This is a genomic window from Bacteroides acidifaciens (assembly GCF_903181435.1).
Classification (GTDB): Bacteria; Bacteroidota; Bacteroidia; order Bacteroidales; family Bacteroidaceae; genus Bacteroides.
In genome coordinates, this window is the sequence record NZ_CAEUHO010000005.1 from 1 (window position 1) to 19,795 (window position 19,795).

Annotated in this window: 17 protein-coding genes and 1 pseudogene; 14 read left to right on the top strand and 4 right to left on the bottom strand. The window is 38.1% G+C overall.

Annotated features, from left to right (window positions below):
* The 5 genes from CLIN57ABFB40_RS17210 to CLIN57ABFB40_RS17230 all read left to right on the top strand — a co-directional run.
* On the top strand, positions 1-1,396 hold a 1,396-nt coding region (locus CLIN57ABFB40_RS17210), incomplete at its 5' end, for an RHS repeat-associated core domain-containing protein (RefSeq protein WP_317167744.1).
* A 26-nt stretch (positions 1,397-1,422) separates the two neighbouring features.
* The gene (locus CLIN57ABFB40_RS17215) at positions 1,423-1,884 is read left to right on the top strand and encodes a hypothetical protein (protein WP_175631249.1); all 462 of its coding nucleotides are present in this window, start codon (positions 1,423-1,425) and stop codon (positions 1,882-1,884) included.
* A 247-nt stretch (positions 1,885-2,131) separates the two neighbouring features.
* Positions 2,132-2,611 (top strand): hypothetical protein, encoded by a 480-nt coding sequence (locus CLIN57ABFB40_RS17220; RefSeq protein WP_175631250.1) that lies wholly within the window; start codon positions 2,132-2,134, stop codon positions 2,609-2,611.
* A 156-nt stretch (positions 2,612-2,767) separates the two neighbouring features.
* Positions 2,768-4,381: an RHS repeat domain-containing protein gene (locus tag CLIN57ABFB40_RS17225; protein ID WP_175631251.1), complete on the top strand. Its 1,614-nt coding sequence runs from the start codon at positions 2,768-2,770 to the stop codon at positions 4,379-4,381.
* A 546-nt stretch (positions 4,382-4,927) separates the two neighbouring features.
* A complete protein-coding gene (locus tag CLIN57ABFB40_RS17230; protein WP_175631252.1) occupies positions 4,928-5,563 on the top strand; it encodes a DUF6563 family protein in 636 nt (211 codons plus the stop codon).
* Between the two features lie 174 nt (positions 5,564-5,737).
* Here the strand turns inward: CLIN57ABFB40_RS17230 and CLIN57ABFB40_RS17235 are convergent, their stop codons facing one another.
* Positions 5,738-6,943 (bottom strand): IS256 family transposase, encoded by a 1,206-nt coding sequence (locus tag CLIN57ABFB40_RS17235; protein ID WP_175628958.1) that lies wholly within the window; start codon positions 6,941-6,943, stop codon positions 5,738-5,740.
* Between the two features lie 705 nt (positions 6,944-7,648).
* Positions 7,649-8,812, bottom strand: coding sequence for an IS4 family transposase (locus CLIN57ABFB40_RS17250; protein WP_175628393.1), 1,164 nt, complete (start codon positions 8,810-8,812; stop codon positions 7,649-7,651).
* Positions 8,813-8,934: 122 nt separating this feature from the next.
* On the opposite strand from CLIN57ABFB40_RS17250, the gene CLIN57ABFB40_RS17255 reads away from it, so the two are divergent.
* The 5 genes from CLIN57ABFB40_RS17255 (at position 8,935) to CLIN57ABFB40_RS17275 (ending at position 15,205) form a co-directional block, all read left to right on the top strand.
* Positions 8,935-9,228: a macro domain-containing protein gene (locus CLIN57ABFB40_RS17255; RefSeq protein ID WP_175631254.1), complete on the top strand. Its 294-nt coding sequence runs from the start codon at positions 8,935-8,937 to the stop codon at positions 9,226-9,228.
* A gap of 530 nt (positions 9,229-9,758) precedes the next feature.
* Positions 9,759-12,137 (top strand): RHS repeat domain-containing protein, encoded by a 2,379-nt coding sequence (locus tag CLIN57ABFB40_RS17260; protein ID WP_175631255.1) that lies wholly within the window; start codon positions 9,759-9,761, stop codon positions 12,135-12,137.
* A gap of 4 nt (positions 12,138-12,141) precedes the next feature.
* On the top strand, positions 12,142-12,621 hold the full coding sequence (locus CLIN57ABFB40_RS17265; protein ID WP_175631256.1) for a hypothetical protein: 480 nt from the start codon (positions 12,142-12,144) through the stop codon (positions 12,619-12,621).
* 156 nt (positions 12,622-12,777) lie between these two features.
* Positions 12,778-14,388 (top strand): RHS repeat domain-containing protein, encoded by a 1,611-nt coding sequence (locus CLIN57ABFB40_RS17270; RefSeq protein WP_175631257.1) that lies wholly within the window; start codon positions 12,778-12,780, stop codon positions 14,386-14,388.
* Between the two features lie 112 nt (positions 14,389-14,500).
* Positions 14,501-15,205, top strand: coding sequence for a hypothetical protein (locus tag CLIN57ABFB40_RS17275; RefSeq protein WP_254871804.1), 705 nt, complete (start codon positions 14,501-14,503; stop codon positions 15,203-15,205).
* 502 nt (positions 15,206-15,707) lie between these two features.
* On the opposite strand, the gene CLIN57ABFB40_RS20380 is transcribed toward CLIN57ABFB40_RS17275, so the two are convergent.
* A complete protein-coding gene (locus tag CLIN57ABFB40_RS20380; RefSeq protein WP_254871805.1) occupies positions 15,708-15,923 on the bottom strand; it encodes a transposase in 216 nt (71 codons plus the stop codon).
* Positions 15,924-16,082: 159 nt separating this feature from the next.
* Positions 16,083-16,190: a transposase gene (locus CLIN57ABFB40_RS20615; RefSeq protein ID WP_410489615.1), complete on the bottom strand. Its 108-nt coding sequence runs from the start codon at positions 16,188-16,190 to the stop codon at positions 16,083-16,085.
* Between the two features lie 263 nt (positions 16,191-16,453).
* Here CLIN57ABFB40_RS20615 and CLIN57ABFB40_RS17285 point away from each other — a divergent pair, with 263 nt between their 5' ends.
* From CLIN57ABFB40_RS17285 to CLIN57ABFB40_RS20385, 4 genes and pseudogenes are all read left to right on the top strand, one after another.
* On the top strand, positions 16,454-16,855 hold the full coding sequence (locus tag CLIN57ABFB40_RS17285; protein ID WP_024988820.1) for a hypothetical protein: 402 nt from the start codon (positions 16,454-16,456) through the stop codon (positions 16,853-16,855).
* Positions 16,856-16,860: 5 nt separating this feature from the next.
* Positions 16,861-17,283 carry a hypothetical protein gene (locus tag CLIN57ABFB40_RS17290; RefSeq protein ID WP_175631258.1) on the top strand — a complete coding sequence of 141 codons (423 nt, stop codon included), beginning with the start codon at positions 16,861-16,863 and terminating at the stop codon, positions 17,281-17,283.
* A 307-nt stretch (positions 17,284-17,590) separates the two neighbouring features.
* Positions 17,591-18,949 (top strand): transposase, encoded by a 1,359-nt coding sequence (locus CLIN57ABFB40_RS17295; RefSeq protein WP_175631259.1) that lies wholly within the window; start codon positions 17,591-17,593, stop codon positions 18,947-18,949.
* Positions 18,950-19,168: 219 nt separating this feature from the next.
* Positions 19,169-19,741: pseudogene (locus tag CLIN57ABFB40_RS20385) on the top strand (RHS repeat-associated core domain-containing protein); the annotation flags it as partial.
* Positions 19,742-19,795: the final 54 nt, after the last annotated feature.

The window sequence follows — 19,795 nt, forward strand, 5'->3', positions numbered from 1 at the left end:
TGAACTTGACATCACCTATACTGCCGGTGAGCGTCCTTCTGTTATCACGCAGGATGGAAAGAAAGCTGTGTTGACGTATAATGCCAATCACGACCGTATACGTATGCAGTATTCTGTGAATGATTCGACACTGTTGTCACGCTATTATTTGGGTGGTAATTATGAAGTTGATGAAACTGTTGGTAGAACGAAAGAAAAGTTGTACCTTGGTGGCGGATATTATGATGCTCCTGCGGTATTGGTGAAAGAAGGTAGTAATGTTTCCATTTACTTCATTCACCGTGACTATTTGGGCAGTATTTTGCAAATAGTGGATGCGCAGGGCAACATAGTGGAAGAAAACAGTTTTGATGCTTGGGGATGCAGACGCAATCCTGCGAATCAGGCGGTCTTTGTGACAGGCGCTGAGCCCGAGTTACTGTTAGGTCGCGGATACACAGGACACGAGCATCTGTCGTTCTTTGGATTGATTAATATGAATGCCCGGCTGTATGATCCGGTGTTAGGTCGCTTCTTGAGTCCTGACCCGTATGTACAAATGCCAGACTTTACGCAGGCGTACAACCGATATGGTTATTGCATGAATAGTCCGCTGTGTTATGTGGACCAAAGCGGAGAGTTTTTCTTAGGTTATACATTTGGCTTCTTCAAAGGGTTATTCACTGGTAAGAATCCGTTTAAAACAGGTTGGCAAGGCGGAGTGAATGAAGTGAAAATATGGGGTGGTTTGTTTACCACCGACAGCCGGAAAAATTTAGGGGGGCAAGTCTGGGAGATGATTTCTCGTTTCACTTGGCAGGGTGTGCAAACCTTTTTGGGTTTTAGCTATGCTACTATTTCCAATTGGGCAGGTCAAGTGGATGAAGTCGATTACTGGGGTGGTGCTACGGTATCACGTGGAGCCAATTGGGGTTCTGGTGCTGTAACATTGAGCAGTTATATTACTGGCAATAGAAATCTCAAGGCAGACCCAAACAACTATCTTTTCCAACATGAGTATGGACATTATTTGCAAAGTCAGGAAATGGGACTGGGATATATTCCTACTGTAGGAATACCGAGTATAAAGAGTGCTGCCGGAAATGGCGACCATAGTTTAAAGAAGTTTGAGCAGGATGCAAATAGGAGGGCGTTCAACTATTTTAATGATCCTAAGAATAAGATAGAAGGGTTTTATACGTCGGAAGAGGACTATAAAAAATATAAAAAACTTTATCAATTTGGGAATTTGACTAAAGGTTGGAACTTTTATAAGAATCCGTTGGATGTGAATGGTAGTGGGGTTGGAAGTAAGGGAACTTATTATGATTATAATAAATCCGGTGCTATAAAATCTTCCAATATGACATTGCGTATGTTTTGGTTAAAATTGCGTATGTTTTGGTTAAAATATTAAATAATATCAATGATAAGAGAAAAGTAATGAAACATTTAAAAGTTATCATGTTGATGTATGTAGTCTCCACGGTGTTATGTGCTTGTCGTAACTATAAAGGAGGACCTCCATATATGACACTCGTCAATAATTCGGATATAGATATCTCCATTCAGATATCTTATCCCGAAAACATACAAGAAGATTCTATGATTTTATGTCATTACGGTTTGTTTTACGATCTTAAGGCTGATTCTTTGTTTAAGTTCTTTTACTGGGGATGGGAGGATTGTTACCGGAATCCTGCTGGTTGGTATGATTATTTTGAGACTTATAAATATATCCAGTATCTGATTATGGATTGTGATACATTTTGGAAATATCATTCCGAACCTTGCGACACCATCCGCAAATACGTTCCTATCCTTCATGTGTATCGACTTACCTTGGAAGACTTGGAGCGAATGAATTGGACGGTGGTTTATCCACCAGAAGAAGAGGATCAATAGGATATATGCTCAGAATTCTCTTATAGTTTTTTCCCTGATATGAATTGACATTCAAATAATTTATATCAGGGACTTTTACGATATATCAATCGGCTTGCTACAAAGTAGTGCCAACTATAAAGGGCTTACCGCCTGTTATGCTTCTGCACAATATATATGTTTCATTCTCACTTATTGAATGCTCAATTATTAATCAGACAAATAGGAATTTATTCAAGCCCATATATTTACCAAATACTATAAAAGTATGAAAAGATTATTTATATTAGGATGTTTTGCAATGTTTATGTTAGGATGTTCCTGCATACATAAATACGTTGTAAATAGAGATAGCATGAATGGAGAAGTGTATGAACTGCAAGTCCATAATCTTCAGGAAATCCCGGAAGATATATTGGATAATATAGACAAAATGGGGGTGGATGAATCTGCGATACTCAACGAATATGAAGGGAAATATCTTAATTTTATCTTTAAAATCAACCCAGAAGAATTTGATCTTGTGGGGAAGAAAGTTGCCTTTTTAAAAGTAGGTAATAAGGCTGATTATTTTGATAGTACACGTTCTCCCGATCGTAAAGGCACAACTGTGGGGGGGAGTGGACTGTATATCTTTGATACCACACAAAAAACGAAGAGCGGTGGTTATGATGCTGCAGTCTCATGCTGGAGTAAGATGCTATTGCCCATAGATTTAGTCGTGGAAATATTGAGTAAACGGGAATAAAATCTTTTGTTTAGGATAAGATGGCAGGAAGAGAACAGGGCTTGTTTTCTTCCTGCTTTTTGTTTTATAAGGAACTTTCAAAGAATAAGGATTGTGCAGGATGCTCTTAATGACACGGAAAAGTTCACCATGTATGAGTGATGGCTACAACGTGTCGTGAAGCAAATTACACCTGACTTGACAACGATTTATACCAATCCGAACTATCCTTATGCCGTGACGGGTTTGGCTCCTGTTGAAGACAATCCGGTGAAGTCTGAACTTGACATCACCTATACTGCCGGTGAGCGTCCTTCCATTATCACGCAGGATGGAAAGAAAGCTGTGTTGACGTATAATGCCAATCACGACCGTATACGTATGCAGTATTCTGTGAATGATTCGACACTGCTGGCACGCTATTATTGGGGTGGTAATTATGAATTGGATATTGACAGTACGGGTACGCAGGAAAGATTATACTTAGGTGGTGATTATTACGATGCCCCTGCTGTACTGGTAAAGCAAAGCGGTCGTACCTCTGTTTATTTCATTCACCGTGATTACTTGGGTAGTATTCTGCAAATATCGGATATGCAAGGAAATGTGGTGGAGGAAAACAGCTTTGATGCCTGGGGCTGTAGGCGTAATCCTTTGACTCATGAGGCATATACAAATGAGAGTGCTCTGGGTTTGATGTTGGGCAGAGGTTTTACCGGGCATGAACATTTGCCTCTGTTCGGGCTGATAAATATGAATGCCCGTTTGTATGATCCCGTATTGGGGCGTTTCCTCAGTCCTGCCCCGTATGTGCAGATACTTGATTATACGCAGGCTTTCAATCGTTATAGCTATTGTATGAACAGTCCGCTGTGTTATGTGGATGAGAATGGGGAGTTCTTTTTTAGTCTTATTCTTGGGCCGGTAGGAGCGGTAATAGATGGTGCATGTTGGGGAGCTGTTATTGGAGCAGCGGCTTCTGCTGCTACTTATTCTTTGGCTACTTTGGTAAGTGGGCAACCTTGGAATAGTGGAAATTTTTGGAAGTCTGTAGGTGTCGGTGCAGCAGGTGGTGCTTTGGGAGGTGCTTTTGGTGCTATGGGAAGTATGTCTTTTATGGGTACGTTTGGTAATACTGTAGGCTATAACATGATTAGTGGAATAGCTAATACGGCAGTGACAAATACTCTGTTCGGATACGATACTAGTTGGAGTGATTTATTTGCCATCGTAGGTGGTTCTGCTATTGGATCTGCAATACCTTCTTTTAAAGGGATGAATAGTGGTAAACTAATAAATGGTTTGACTGAGATTGGTTATAATACATTGAAAGGAACTGCAACTGGACTTGTCTCTGGTACGGTAAATGCTGTTATGCAACAAGATGTTGACAGGATATGGCAGGGTGCTTTAGGAGGTGCTGTTAGTGGAGCTGGTAGAAGTATTGCTATGAATGTGGTGTTTGGTGCTCCTTATAAAGTTAATAAATCTTATGGTGTAGAAGGATTGTATAGAGGTGGAGGAATAGCTGACTTGCTAGGAATGGGATTAGGGCTTACAATAGGAAGAAATATGTATGTGAGGTCTGATGTAGATGACATAATGCAAAGAAGTACTAGATATCATGAGAACAAACATATTCTGCAGCAAAATGAGAGTGGATGGGCTAAGTTTTATGGAAAGATTACGTATGAATATCTTAAATATGGGCATGGTAAATCTCCTCTAGAGAATGGCGCTAGAAATTATGAGAATGATATGGATAGAAAGGACCAGCATTTTATAAGATAATTATATTAAAAAATAGATGGTAGTACAATTATGCCTTGTCATTATGCAAATTTGCTACCATCTATTTGTTCTTTTAATGCTGAGAACTTTGGTAGAGGAAATATATTCATTATTTTTGTTTCCTCTAATATATAAGAAATATGTTATATGAAAAATATTTTTTATGTTGTATTTACGGTTATTCTTATGACGAGTTGTCATAAAGGAATTTTTATTTCCGTTTTGAATAAGACTAATAGTGTAACAACAGTTCGATGCTATTATGGTAAGATGTTGTTTGCGGACACTATATATTTGGAACCTAATGATTCTTTTTTATTAAGACAGTATATGACTCCTTTTATTAGTTGGAAAAAAATACCGGATCGGTTTATAAGCTATATGGATAGTGTGACAATCCAGACTAATGAAAGTATGGTTGTTTATCGTACAAAAGAGGATATTTATAACTTGTTAATCAATGGTAAAGATACTACAAGCTGCATTAAGTTTAGGATAATCTTTCCGCTATTGTCTGAATAGTCTTTGTAATGGAGGTATAATAAAATGAAAAAGAAATGGTATTTAATGTTGTCGGTGTTGTTAATGGGGGTATGTAACCTTTTTGCTCAGGGAAAATACACATTTACTTTCTCCGATTATATGGATAATAAATGGTCGTATTTAGACTCATTGAAAATTGAAACTAGGTCGCTGGGAAATAAATTCTGGGGTGGCGGGGCTGATTTCAAATTGCTGACAGGAGATGGTCAGATTGATAAATTGTTGAAGAAACAAGCACGTTTTGTTATTTGTAATGATACTCTTTTGGTGAATTGCCGCCCTTTGAAGTATGGAAAATATAGATTGGGAAACGGCTATGCTTTCGGATTTCGTTTGGGAGAAGAAAAAATATGTTTTGTTTCTATGACGGTTGGTAAAAGTGAAGTAGTGCAAGGAGGGCTTTTTGGTCTTGTAGGGGGAGCTGTTGTTGCTGCGGATATGCTAGAAAGTCAGTCATGTTATATTATATCATCTAACAGCAATAAAGTAGAGCGTATTACTTCTGAGTATATGGAAGAATTTTTAAAAGAATCGCCTGAATTGCTTGAACATTATCGTTCTGTAGACAAGAAAAGGAAAGGGGCAGCGGATGTAGTCATTGAGTATTTATCCAAACTTGGCTTGTTGTATAAGCATTGAAGATAAATTATTATCTTGCATTTATACAAATAGCTATTCTTGAAATTGTACTTTGTATATTGTTTTAGTTTGATTGTGATTGTCTGTCGATTACAAAGATATAAGAGCCTGTTTAAATTTTCTTCAGGCACTGTCCACAATTTTGTGTAAATAGAAAACTTCAGGATTCGGGTTTTATACTTGAATCCTGTTTTCAAATATAGTAATAAATTGGTTAAATATCAATGCCCAATTCCAAATAGGTTGGTACCATTTCTTTTCAATTTCGTTAATGGCCAAATAGACAGATTTTTTCAGTGCATCATCATTTGGAAATGATAGCTTATTTTTGGTGTACTTTCTAATTTTCCCATTTAGATTTTCAATAAGATTAGTGGTATAGATAATCTTTCTAATCTCGACGGGGAAATCAAAGAACACGGTCAGTTCTTCCCAATTATTTCTCCATGAGCGTATCGCATATGGATATTTAGCACCCCATTTTTGCTCAAAGTTATCCAACTCCATCTCAGCTGCTTCTTTAGTAGGTGCATTATAGATGTTCTTTAAATCGGCAGTGAATTCCTTTTTTTCTTTCCAGACGACATAGCGACAGGAGTTTCTAATTTGGTGTACCACACATATTTGAGTAGTAGAGGCAGGAAATACACTCTTGATGGTTTCCGTAAATCCATTCAGGTTATCAGTAACTGTAATCAGAATGTCTTCTACACCACGGGCTTTGAGATCCGTTAAAACGCCCATCCAGAAAGCGGCACTCTCATTTTTGCCAATCCACATACCCAATACTTCTTTCAAACCTTCCTTATTCAGACCTACACATAGGTAAACAGTCTTGTTGATCACTTTGCCGTTTTCTCTGACTTTGAATACGATACCATCCATCCAGACAATCATATATAAACTGTCCAAAGGACGATTCTGCCACTCTGTTGCAGCCTGGCTAACTTTATTGGTGATAATGGAGATAGCGGAGGTGGAAAGGTTAATGCCGTATATTTCCTGCATTTCCGACTCAATATCAGCGACGCTCATACCTTTGGCATAAAGAGAGATGACAAGACGCTCGATTGATAAGCCGCGGGATTGATGCTTGGGAACAACAATAGGCTCAAATTCTCCTTTCCGATCACGAGGAACCTGAATAACAGATTTACCCATCTCGGTTTGAATCTGCTTCCTATAACTACCATTGCGGGAGTTGCCACTATGATCGCCTTGATTGGAGTGTTTTTCATAACCTAAATGGTTATCCATCTCTGCTTCCAGCATTTGTTCATAAACACGAGTATGAAGCTCTTTCATGAAAGCAGTCACATCTTCGCCTGTCTTAAACTGGGACAGAAACTCTTTACTTAAAAATTCTTTAGGAATGTCCATAAAATCTGATTTTTACAAAGTTAATACATAAATAAAAAAACTATGAGAAAAATCCCGTAGTTTTCTATTTACACAATTAGATGGATAGTCCCTTTCTTCAATAATTTTATCTCTGAAATTTTGCCCCCCCATTTCCTCTGCCGAATCGAATGTTAGTTCATAGTTTCTGCATAGTCTCCTGTCATTTTCCATCCATGAAAACGTTCTTTCTACAATCCATCTTTTGTGAATAGGTTTGAATCTCTGTTCTTTGTATGCGCTAATAACCACCTAAATTACATAACCGAATTTACTTTTGACGTTCTCAATAAGCTCTCCCCTATATCCTCCGTCTGCCAATATGACTTTTATTCCCGATTAAATCTGTCGGATACATCTTTATTATAAGTTTGCTCACTTCAAATAAGGATATTATTGGGCAGATACGGAAACCTTCTTAAAATTTCATTTCAACCATTTTTAAACAGGCTCTTAAATTTTTAGAATATGATTAACTATATAGAATATGGGGATATTTTCGCATTACCTGATGTACACTGTTATGCACATGGTTGTAATTGCGCTGGTGCAATGGGAAAAGGTATCGCATTGCAATTTAGACGTAAGTATCCTAATATGTATCTTCAGTATAAAAAGTTATGTAAAGATGGAGCGTTTAAATTAGGAGATCACTAGTGTCCCGTTAAAATCGGGACGAGTTATTAATTAATCAAATAATCCCGGAATAAGGGGATTAAATTGTTCTTTGACATCATTGAAATTAGTCTTATTAAACAGCTCTTGTAAAGGCGTTTTATCTGTTAATGAGATGCTAAGAATCTGCAAGACCTCATAAGTTGAACGATTCAGTTGCATATCATATTGTACAATAGCTACTAAACAATAGGTGATGATAGCAACACTAATCTGTATTCGAACCGCATTCTCGGTAGTACCCCAGAACCTTTTTATCTTAAGGTGTTGTTTCAGCCATTTGAAGAAAAGTTCCACGAACCATCTTTTCTTATAAAGATTGGCAACATCAAGTGCAGATATGTGTTTGGCATTCGTCAGGAATGTGAATTCACGATCATCCTCTTCATCATAGAAACGGATGACTCTGAATGATTCAGGATACTTCTTTCCAGAAGTGTACCCTATCAGTTTCACTTCCGCATCTGAAAGGATATTTTTCGGCATTCTACGCTTCCATTTACAGAACTTGCATTTCAGATTAGACTTCGCTCTGACTACAAAGAAAGAACCTGTAAGATGAATCCGATAAAGTTCTTTAAACGAGTCATACGCTCTGTCAAATATATAATAAGCATTTGGCTCATAATTAATTGCGGACATTTCTGTTGAATCATGCCTGGATGCTGTAGTTACTGTATAAAAGGCTGGAAGTTGTGCTTCTATGTCATAAAGGACATGAGCCTTAACTCCACCTTTTTTCTTACGGAACTTCGCCCAAGGGAATGTAGCCAAACATAAAGGAATTGTAGTGGAATCAAACGCATACTTCCTTCCTGGAATATCCAAGATGTGAGTCGATCGTTTTTCACATGCTTCCTTCATCATATAGAAAGCAAAATCTTCGAAGATTCTGTAATCCCGATTCTGATTGGCAGATGCAAGCGTAGTTTTGGCAATGGGCTCACGACCCAATCCCAAATGATAACGCTTTCCTTGATGTGCTTCCAAAGCTACAATCAAGTCACGAAGACTTTCACGATTACTGAGTTGACCGAACATCATTGCAAGTAACTGACTCCAGCAAGTGAAATGTTTCACATAACGATTGCCATCATACTTGTCTACAAGTCTTCTGAACTTATCATTGTTCAAGAATTCTACTAACTGAGCGAAAACATATTTATCTTGGTTCATTTGAGGTCACCTTAATTGACCTCAAAGGTATGATTTCAAATCGTCGCGCCTAAAAAGTAGTATCTAATAGACTATATTTCAATTATTTCAAAGAACTATTTATCCACTTTTACGGGACACTAATGTTAGGAGATATTTTTGAATATAGATTAAACGATGAATATGTATATAATTTAGGTACACAGAAAGATTGGAAAACGAAAGCAACTTTGGATGCTTTGAGAATTTCAGTTTGGAAGATGCTTGAGTCTGCAACAAAACAAAATATTACAGCAATAGCTATGCCCAAAATCGGTGCGGGTCTAGGTGGATTGGTTTGGGAAGATGTTAAATATGTACTTGAAGCGGCTGCTTTGCATTTTCCTGACATAGATATTATTGTTGTGGAGAACTATCAACAAGTAAACAGAATTTAATATTCTATATTTTACCTGTAACTGTTCAGTGATTCGTTGTTGTTGATTTTCAAATACTTATAAAATGGATTGTAATAAAAATCTTATCAAATTATTCTTTTTATAGCTAAACTCAGCTGCTTGTATTTTAGCAATATATTGATTACCAATCATTTCTCTTTCTTGTAATCGCTGAACTGTTACTTTTACCCTGATATAATTTGATTGAATGTCAATTTATATTAGGGTATTTTTATCTGATATTTTTTCACGATGCATCAATTGATTCGCTTCAGAGTTGCACCGTTCATAAAAGGGGTATCGTTCGTATGAGATGAGTATACTGCTTGGAGAGACTTGGCGAAAAATCTCTATCGTGATGGAAAAGTAGAGGAATAGATTGTTGTGTGGAACAACGGAGGAGAACTGGGACTGTATGTTGTAACCGTTACTGAAGTAGGTAAGCCTGTAACAAAAATGTATTATGGCTATTTAAAGCGGGAAGTATTGCTTATTATTACCGTCCCGACGGGCAGCCGATGGTGGCAATCATGTCAGGAAATATACAAACCCGTTTCTATTATGACAAGTATGGCCGTCGTATTGCCATTAAAGATCCCAGTGCCGGTATCCGGCGGACGGGATATGACAAAGCCGGCAATGTCAGCAAAGAAACTGATGCCGATGGTCGTGAATTAGTGAAAGAATACGACCGCTACGGACGTGTCGTGAAGCAAATAACACCTGACTTGACAACGGTTTATACCTATGACGACACGGAAAACCTGTTGCTTTCCGCGGTGTCAAGCAATGGCAGCGCTCTGTATAATACTTACGATGAGTATGGCAGACTGCAAACGCAGCGTGAAGAAGCTCCGGATGGCAAATGGTTGCAGAAAGCCTACAGTTATACAACCGACGGACTGCCTGAATCGATTGCTTATATCTCTCAAAACGGTGCTTTGACCACAGAAGAGTTGTCTTACCGCAACGGTTTCCTGACAGAAGTCCGTCTTGCAGACGGAACGCTGGTCTACCGTCATGATGAAGAGAATTCGCTGGGACAGTTGACAAAACTTACTGCAGGCGGAATGCAGCGTACCTACGAGTTTAATGAATGGGGACTGCCTGTAAGACGCAGCATCACCCGTGTGGATGGAGGTATAGTGTTCGACCACAGCTACCGTTTCAATGTGGCGAATAACAATCTTGAAAATCGTACGGATGAAACCAGAAACCTGCCGGAGGATTTTGATTATGATGAATTGAATCGTTTGTGTTCTTACGGTAATAATGCCGTTCTTTATGATAATTATGGTAATATTCGTTGGAAGGGTGATGCCGGGGAACTGGTTTATACCAATCCGAACCGCCCTTATGCCGTGACGGGTTTGGCTCCTGTTGAAGACAATCTGGTGAAGTCTGAACTTGACATCACCTATACTGCCGGTGAGCGTCCTTCTGTTATCACGCAGGATGGAAAGAAAGCTGTGTTGACGTATAATGCCAATCACGACCGTATACGTATGCAGTATTCTGTGAATGATTCGACACTGTTGTCACGCTATTATTTGGGTGGTAATTATGAAGTTGATGAAACTGTTGGTAGAACGAAAGAAAAGTTGTACCTTGGTGGCGGATATTATGATGCTCCTGCGGTATTGGTGAAAGAAGGTAGTAATGTTTCCATTTACTTCATTCACCGTGACTATTTGGGCAGTATTTTGCAAATAGTGGATGCGCAGGGCAACATAGTGGAAGAAAACAGTTTTGATGCTTGGGGATGCAGACGCAATCCTGCGAATCAGGCGGTCTTTGTGACAGGCGCTGAGCCCGAGTTACTGTTAGGTCGCGGATACACAGGACACGAGCATCTGTCGTTCTTTGGATTGATTAATATGAATGCCCGGCTGTATGATCCGGTGTTAGGTCGCTTCTTGAGTCCTGACCCGTATGTACAAATGCCAGACTTTACGCAGGCGTACAACCGATATGGTTATTGCATGAATAGTCCGCTGTGTTATGTGGATCGGAATGGAGAGTTTTGGTTTATTCCTGTGATTATTGGTGCAGCAGTAGGTATGTATTCAGGTGGTGTTATAGCTAACAAAGGGCAATATAACCCAGCAAAATGGGATTGGAACTCCGGTAAAACTTGGGGATATATGTTTGGTGGTGCTGTTGTAGGCGGTGTCTCAGGTAGTGTAGGGGGAGCGATAGCGACTTCGGGGATTCCAATGGCAAACACTGCGGCTATAGCTGGTTCTTCACTTGTTAACTCGGTAGGTACTTGGGCTTATACTGGTGGGCAAACACCGATATCAATTAGCTTTGGTGCAGTCTCTTATGACTTTACGAATGGGGATTTTGGATATCTCGGTAAGAAAGGGAATAAGTGGTATGAGAATTTGGGATATGGTTTTGGAGCGTTGGCGAATGTGGGTGATGCTATTTCACTTTTCAAAGGAGATGGACAAAACATTGATGTAAGTTCTGCAAAAACCAAAGGAGTTGATGTGAATGGAGAACCAAATGATTGGTGGGGGCACAGTGCTGTAACAGATGAAAAGGGGAATACATTAATATCTGTAGGTCCTAATAATCAAGTTGAAAAAGTTTCTGGTAGTTTGTCTGAAACTTGGAGTAACTCTATAAAGGTTGCAGATACGAAATGGCCAACTTATTTGGGTGAGAAAGGCACTTGGACTATAAGATTGAATAATATTAGCAAGGCGGCTATGAGTAAATACGCATCTGGTATTACTCGGTGGGATTTGCTTTTGAACAGCTGTGTGGGGCATACTTCGAGAGGGCTATGGGCTGCAGGAGTTCCAAACATATATATGTTCCACCCTCACTTATTGAATGCTCAATTATTAATCAGACAAATAGGAATTTATTCAAGTCCATATATTTACCAAATACCATAAAAGTATGAAAAGATTATTTATATTAGGATGTTTTGCAATGTTTATGTTAGGATGTTCCTGCATACATAAATACGTTGTAAATAGAGATAGCATGAATGGAGAAATGTATGAACTGCAAGTCCATAATCTTCAGGAAATCCCGGAAGATATATTGGATAATATAGACAAAATGGGGGTGGATGAATCTGCGATACTCAACGAATATGAAGGGAAATATCTTAATTTTATCTTTAAAATCAACCCAGAAGAATTTGATCTTGTGGGGAAGAAAGTTGCCTTTTTAAAAGTAGGTAATAAGGTGGGTTATTTTGATAGTACACGTTCTCCCGAACGTAAAGGCACAACTGTGGGGGGGAGTGGACTGTATATCTTTGACACCGCACAAAAAGCGGAGAGCGGTGGTTATGACGCTGCAGTCTCATGCTGGAGTAAGATGCTATTGCCCATAGATTTAGTCGTGGAAATATTGAGTAAACGGGAATAAAATCTTTTGTTTAGGATAAGATGGCAGGAAGAGAACAGGGCTTGTTTTCTTCCTGCTTTTTGTTTTATAAGGAACTTTCAAAGAATAAGGACTGTGCAGGATGCTCTTAATGACACGGAAAAGTTCACCATGTATGAGTGATGGCTACAACGTGTCGTGAAGCAAATTACACCTGACTTGACAACGGTTTATACCAATCCGAACTATCCTTATGCCGTGACGGGTTTGGCTCCTGTTGAAGACAATCCGGTGAAGTCTGAACTTGACATCACCTATACTGCCGGTGAGCGTCTTTCTGTTATCACGCAGGATGGAAAGAAAGCTGTGTTGACGTATAATGCCAATCACGACCGTATATGTATGCAGTATTCTGTGAATGATTCGACACTGCTGGCACGCTATTATTGGGGTGGTAATTATGAATTGGATATTGACAGTACGGGTACGCAGGAAAGATTATACTTAGGTGGTGATTATTACGATGCCCCTGCTGTACTGGTAAAGCAAAGCGGTCGTACCTCTGTTTATTTCATTCACCGTGATTACTTGGGTAGTATTCTGCAAATATCGGATATGCAAGGAAATGTGGTGGAGGAAAACAGCTTTGACGCCTGGGGCTGTAGGCGTAGTCCTTTGACTCATGAGGCATATACAAATGAGAGTGCTCCGAGTTTGATGTTGGGCAGAGGTTTTACCGGACATGAACATTTGCCTCTGTTCGGGCTGATAAATATGAATGCCCGTTTGTATGATCCCGTATTGGGGCGTTTCCTCAGTCCTGACCCATATGTGCAGATGCTTGATTATACGCAGGCTTTCAATCGTTATAGCTATTGTATGAATAGTCCGCTGTGTTATGTGGATGAGAATGGGGAGTTTATTTGGTTTGTAATAGGTGCTGCTGTTATTGGCGGTGCAATCAATGTGGCAACCCATTGGAAAAATATAGATAATGTTTGGCAGGGTTTAGGGTATTTCGGAGTTGGTGCTGCTGCCGGTGCTATTGGTGCTGTTACCGGTGGGATAGCCGGTGGTGCAGGATTTATAGGTGGTGCTATCGGTGGTTTTGTAGGTGGTGCGACATCGGGTTTCACGCTTGGCTTCGGTAATACGTTAGTAGATGGAGGAAATATCTCTGATGCTTTTTCCAATGGTCTTAATGGTGCACTTTATGGTTCTATCGCAGGTAGTGTGACAGGTGGATTGATTGGTGGTGGTATGTCTTTTATTAAAGGGCAGAACTTTTGGACTGGACAGAATATCGCTCCGGGAAGGAATGCGTTCTCGATAAAGAATACACCAATAAATACGGTTGAACATCCTGGGGCACTTTGTTTCTCAATAGAGGATGCTACGCCAATGTCAAGTGATCCATTGCTAAATCATAAAATAACGACTCCTTATGACAAAGGAGAGTTGGGAGTGAAAGCAGCGATGAAAGAATTTGTAGATAATGGAGGAAGTGTTTATTCACGAGAAGTTAGTGTGGAATTGCCTCATACTCTTTCTAATGGTAAAACAGTTATGATACGTAATAGATTTGATTTTGTAGGTGAACTAAATGGCAATTTGCATTTATTTGAAGTCAAAAATGGCCTTGGTGCGGGATTTACTCCTAACCAAACGATTAATTTGCCTAAATTAATCCAAAATAATCCACGATTTATACCGGTTGGGAATAATGCATTGAATGTTCCTCAATTTAAAAATATTATAGGAAAACCATATTCTGGTAATTATATAATTGTTATAAAGCATTATTTTTAATTTATATAATATGCGTATCGGAGTTTATGAAGGAATTTTCATGAATTTTGGTACGCATTCAAAGATATAGACTATATTTGTAATTAAGACGTTTTAAATACAAAAATAGAGAATGAAAGAACAAATGAAAAGAATAATGACAATACTTTCTGAACGATTGGATAAGTATGGTTTTAAGAAAAAAGGATATAATTATTTTGTGCGAATGGCTGATGAGAAAACAATTCAGAACATAGGATTTAGTATTGCTACGCATGGAGAAAAACACGCTCTTTATTTGAGCCCGAGTCCTGGAATCGTATACAAAGATGTATCAGAACTAGAGATGCAATTAAGAAATTTAGGGGTGTCTAAATATCCTGATTATGTGGGTGCTATGCTGTGTTCGCCTATTGGCTATTTAATGCCTGCAAGAGATTATATAGAATGGAAATTTATGTTGAGTGAAGATAATATAGCCGAAAAGGTTAATGCGATGGTTGATGCTATTATAGAATATGGAATTCCTTATATGGAAAAGCTAGTGGATAGAGATGAGGTGGTTTACGGCATGGAAATAGGGAAATATGGGGGAGCACGAGAGTTTGTACTACCAATACTTCATTATTTACGGGGCAATAGTGAGCGCGCATTAGAATGCATAAATGAATTCATTAAAAAGTTCTCTGCTGCTTCTCATTTAGAAGATTCTGAAGCAGATACTTTGGGGCGATTGTTAGAGGAGGGTGATAGACTTTATGAAATTAATAATGGATTAAAATCTTATTTAGATTTTGCTGATAATTTTAAACAGATGATAAATTGTCATGATCGTTAAAGATAAAGAGTCAATATTTGTTTGTTGTATATCAGTGACGAGAGAGGATATTCTTGTGTTATTTTCGTCAACAGATTTGCATGAAAAGAATTGGAGCGAATAAATTGGAGATACTTAATTTCTAATTGTAAATATTATGCGTAAACTGGCTTATATAATTGGATTGTTGATATGCTTTAGTAGTTGTCATAAAATAGCATATATATCTTTGTTTAATAAAACAAATGACAGTCTGCGAATATATTGTCATTATAATATAAATGATAGAATAGATTCTGTATATATATATCTGAATGATTCCTGCCATTTAGGATTTTGGGGAGCATTTCAATAATAATTTTATCTCTGAAATTTTGCCCCCCATTTCCTCTGCCGAATCGAATGTTAGTTCATAGTTTCTGCATAGTCTCCTGTCATTTTCCATCCATGAAAACGTTCTTTCCACAATCCATCTTTTGTGAATAGGTTTGAATCCCAGTTCTTTGTATGCGCTAATAACCACCTAAATTACATAACCGAATTTATTTTTGATGTTCTCAATAATCTCTCCCCTATATCCTCCGCCTGCCAATATGACTTTTATTCCCGAACAAAGTTCTTTCAATACTCTCATTAGCGGATAAGCAGCCTTACTGTCATGAATATTGGCTACTGTAACCATCACTGCAACAAGGAAGCTATTTTTGTCTACAACAATATGGCGTTTGACGCCTTTCACTTTTTTATTGCCATCAACTCCGTTCAGAGGCTGGTTATTGCCTCATTTAACGCTTTGGCTATCTATTATGCCTACACTGGGTTTCATGTTTTGACTCCACTCTACCCGGACATGACTACGTAATCTGTCAAGAAGCAAATCGAAAACATCAAGAGAAGCCTATTTCCGATAATAGTAATAAACTGATTCCCATTTGGGGAACTCTTTGGGAAGCATACGCCACTGACACCCCGTTTTTACAGAATAAAATATGGCATTCCAAATCATATTTTCGCTTTCTTGTTTGCAGGTTCAGCATTTTTGTTATATATTGCCACTCGGTTTCCGTTAAATCTGTCAGATACATCTTTATTATAAGTTTGCTCACTTCAAATAAAGATATATTATTGGGCAGATACAGAAACCTTCTTAAAATTTCATTTCAACCATTTTTAAACAGGCTCTTAGCAAACTCAATTATTTTACAATAAAATATTTAGTAGTCTATAATACATATTATATTTGTATGCATAGATATAACAATAAACAGTATGAAAGAAGTGTTTTTTTATAATTGGAAAAGAGAACCTGTAATGCAATGGTCTGATTTAAATATAATTGGTGTTGAGGAAGCTGGTCTTGTATCTTTTGATGTGAAAGTTTCAAAATCAATTTTTGAAGCATCAATTAGAATAAAAACAGAATTGAGTGAGTTAATTGACTTTAAAGAAAATCTGGCTAAATTGTTCGAACAGAATATTCTTGTTGTTGTATTTACTTCATCCGATGAAGATATAAAGATAGAATTAAGGAGAGAAAAATCTGGACGCATTTATCAACGTTTTTGGATTAGAGAATTGAGTGCAAGAAATAATCTGACTGTAAATGATTATTTTGATCAAACGTTCCTACCAGAATTGATAGATGAGATAAATAATTTCATAATGCAATAAATCGTATGAGTAATATAAGTATTATAAACAGCGATAGATCATTTGCTATTCGTTTTTTCAATTTTAAATATAATGATGATAGTGATTATAATTATTTCCAGTATAGACTCTGTATTGAGAATGCAACATTTAAAGTGTCTACTGATACTTATTCTTTTGTTGATGAATTATATAGGTTTAGAGAAAATTTGATATCTTTTCTGAGGAAAGAAATAAAAATCATATACTTTGCTCCTTTAGAAGGAACGTGGCAAATAAAACTTTCATGGAGGGATGCAGAAATAATTTCTTTAGAAGGAGGAATCAGTGATATAGAAAATATTAGGAGTAACTTAGAATTTCATGTTTTTTTGAGTATAAGAGATTTATTGAAGACTGCCAAGGAATTAGGCGATTTCTTAACTTTGTATAATAAAAAATCCATTTAGAGTCAAGAGTTTTACCTTCATGTAAATTGGTCGAAGATTAATTATATTGAAGGTAACTTGTTTTATAATGGTTGTAAAATGTCTTAATAAAGCCTGTCTTGGTCTACCGTCACGATGAAGAGAATTCGTTGGGACAGTTGACAAAGCTTACTGCAGGCGGAATGCAGCGTACCTAGGGATATTCCTAAAATAATAAAATTTAAGGCAACTAATTCATTGCGAGTTAGTTGCCTTTTTTGTATCTTTAAGCATTCCCCCCAAAAAACGGTTTGACGGCCAAAACGGGGGTAATTAAAAATAAAAACACATGGTAAAGATACAAAAAATCTCAGAAATCGAACCTAGTTTAGGTTTTACCGAGTTCGATATGCTTAAAAAATATCGTCAAAGTTTTGCAACGAGTGAATTAGGTCGACTCCATTCTCTGTTCCCTTTCTCGGAACTGGCCCGACAAATGCATTTGAAGTCCTCTCCTTTGGGGCGTAAAAGTTATCTTTCTCCTGAAGGTAAAATAGCCTTGATGGTCTTGAAGTCCTATACCAACTTTTCCGATGCACAACTGATTGAGCATTTAAACGGTAATATTCATTACCAGTTATTTTGTGGTGTTCAGATTGATCCGCTTCATCCACTAACCAATCCTAAAATCGTTAGTGCAATTCGTCAGGAACTAGCGAATCGCCTTGACGTTGACTCCCTCCAGCTCATTCTTGCCGAGCATTGGAAACCTTATCTTGAGAACCTTCATGTCTGTATGACCGATGCCACCTGTTATGAAAGTCATCTGCGTTTTCCTACTGATACCAAACTCTTATGGGAAGGTATTGTATGGCTTCATCGTCATCTGTGCAAACATTGCCAGACCTTGCATATACAACGTCCCCGTAACAAGTATCTTGATGTACGCCGTGCCTATCTTGCTTATAGCAAACTGCGTAAACGCAAGAAATCACAGACTCGTATGATTACACGCAGGTTACTTCAGTTATTGGAAAAGTTACTTGACCAGCTGGAGCAGCTTCATTCATCCTACAGGAACAGGCTTACATTATCCTCTGATTACCAAAGACGTTTCTCGGTCATACAGACGGTCCTTGAGCAAGGGAAGAATTTATTTGCAGGCAAAAAAGTGTCCAACCGTATCGTGAGTATCGACCGGCATTACCTTCGCCCCATTATCAGAGGCAAGGAAACCAAATCCGTTGAATTCGGAGCCAAAGTCAACAATATACAGATAGACGGAATCTCCTTTATAGAACATATCTCCTTTAAGGCTTTTAACGAAGGAGTACGTTTGAAAGACTGTATTCATCTGCAACAACAACTGACCGGGGTTAGGGTTAAGGCGCTTGCGGCGGATTCAATCTATGCCAATAATGCCAACCGGAAATTTTGTACAAAATATCATATAAGTACTTCCTTTAAGCGTAAGGGCAGAGCTGCCAAAGATGAGCCGCTTCGGAAAATCTTACGGTCGGAACTCAGCCGTGAAAGAGCTACCCGCCTGGAAGGAAGTTTTGGAACGCAGAAACAACATTACTCACTGGCCAGGATAAAAGCTAGAAACAGGAAAACGGAAGTATTTTGGATTTTCTTTGGGATACATACAGCCAATGCGTTATGTATGATAGAAAAGGTCGAAAAGAAAAAAAGAAAGGCAGCATAATCGGATCAAAATAAGAGGAAAAACAGGAGAGGTTTTAACTTCCCCTAAAAAAGACATGTACATAATGCATGGGTGGGAAGGAAAAAACAAGAATATGTAAATAATATTCTACAAAAAAGATAGAAGACTGGGAGAGTTGAACGAAAAAATCAAGAGAAAAGCTCACGTAAAGCAAAGCTTTTCTCTTAATTTTTTAGAAAGAGGAACATTTACTGAATATCCCTATTTAAAGATTTGAATAAAGATAACCGATATTCAATATAATATTCTAAATTTGCCATGTCGGATACAGTTTGAAGATGGTAATAGCATTTCATATCTTTATGATGCCAACACGGAGTGAAACTTCGTACAACACACATAACCGGAAGTGATACTATTATTACAGATTATTGCGGCAATGTGGTCTATGAAAATGGAGTACCTTTAACATTACTGACACAATATGGGTATGTATCGTTGAATGACGGGAAATACCACTACTACATTCAAGACCATCAGGGAAACAACCGTGTGGTTGTAAGCCAAGATGGGAATGTGGAGGAAGTGAATGAGTATTATCCGTTCGGCGGTCTGATGGCTTCTTCTGTTGGTTCTGTTCAACCTTATAAGTATAACGGAAAGGAATTGGATAGAAAAGGTGGTTTGGATTGGTATGATTATGGTGCGAGGAAGTATGACCCATTATTGGGAAGATTTATCGGTCCGGATCCTTTGGCAGAAGCATGGGAACACGTCAATCCATACAATTACTGCTTCAATAATCCTGTCAATCGGACAGATCCAACCGGAATGGCGTCCACATACAACTGGGACAAGGAAAGATATGAGGATGAAAACGGGAAT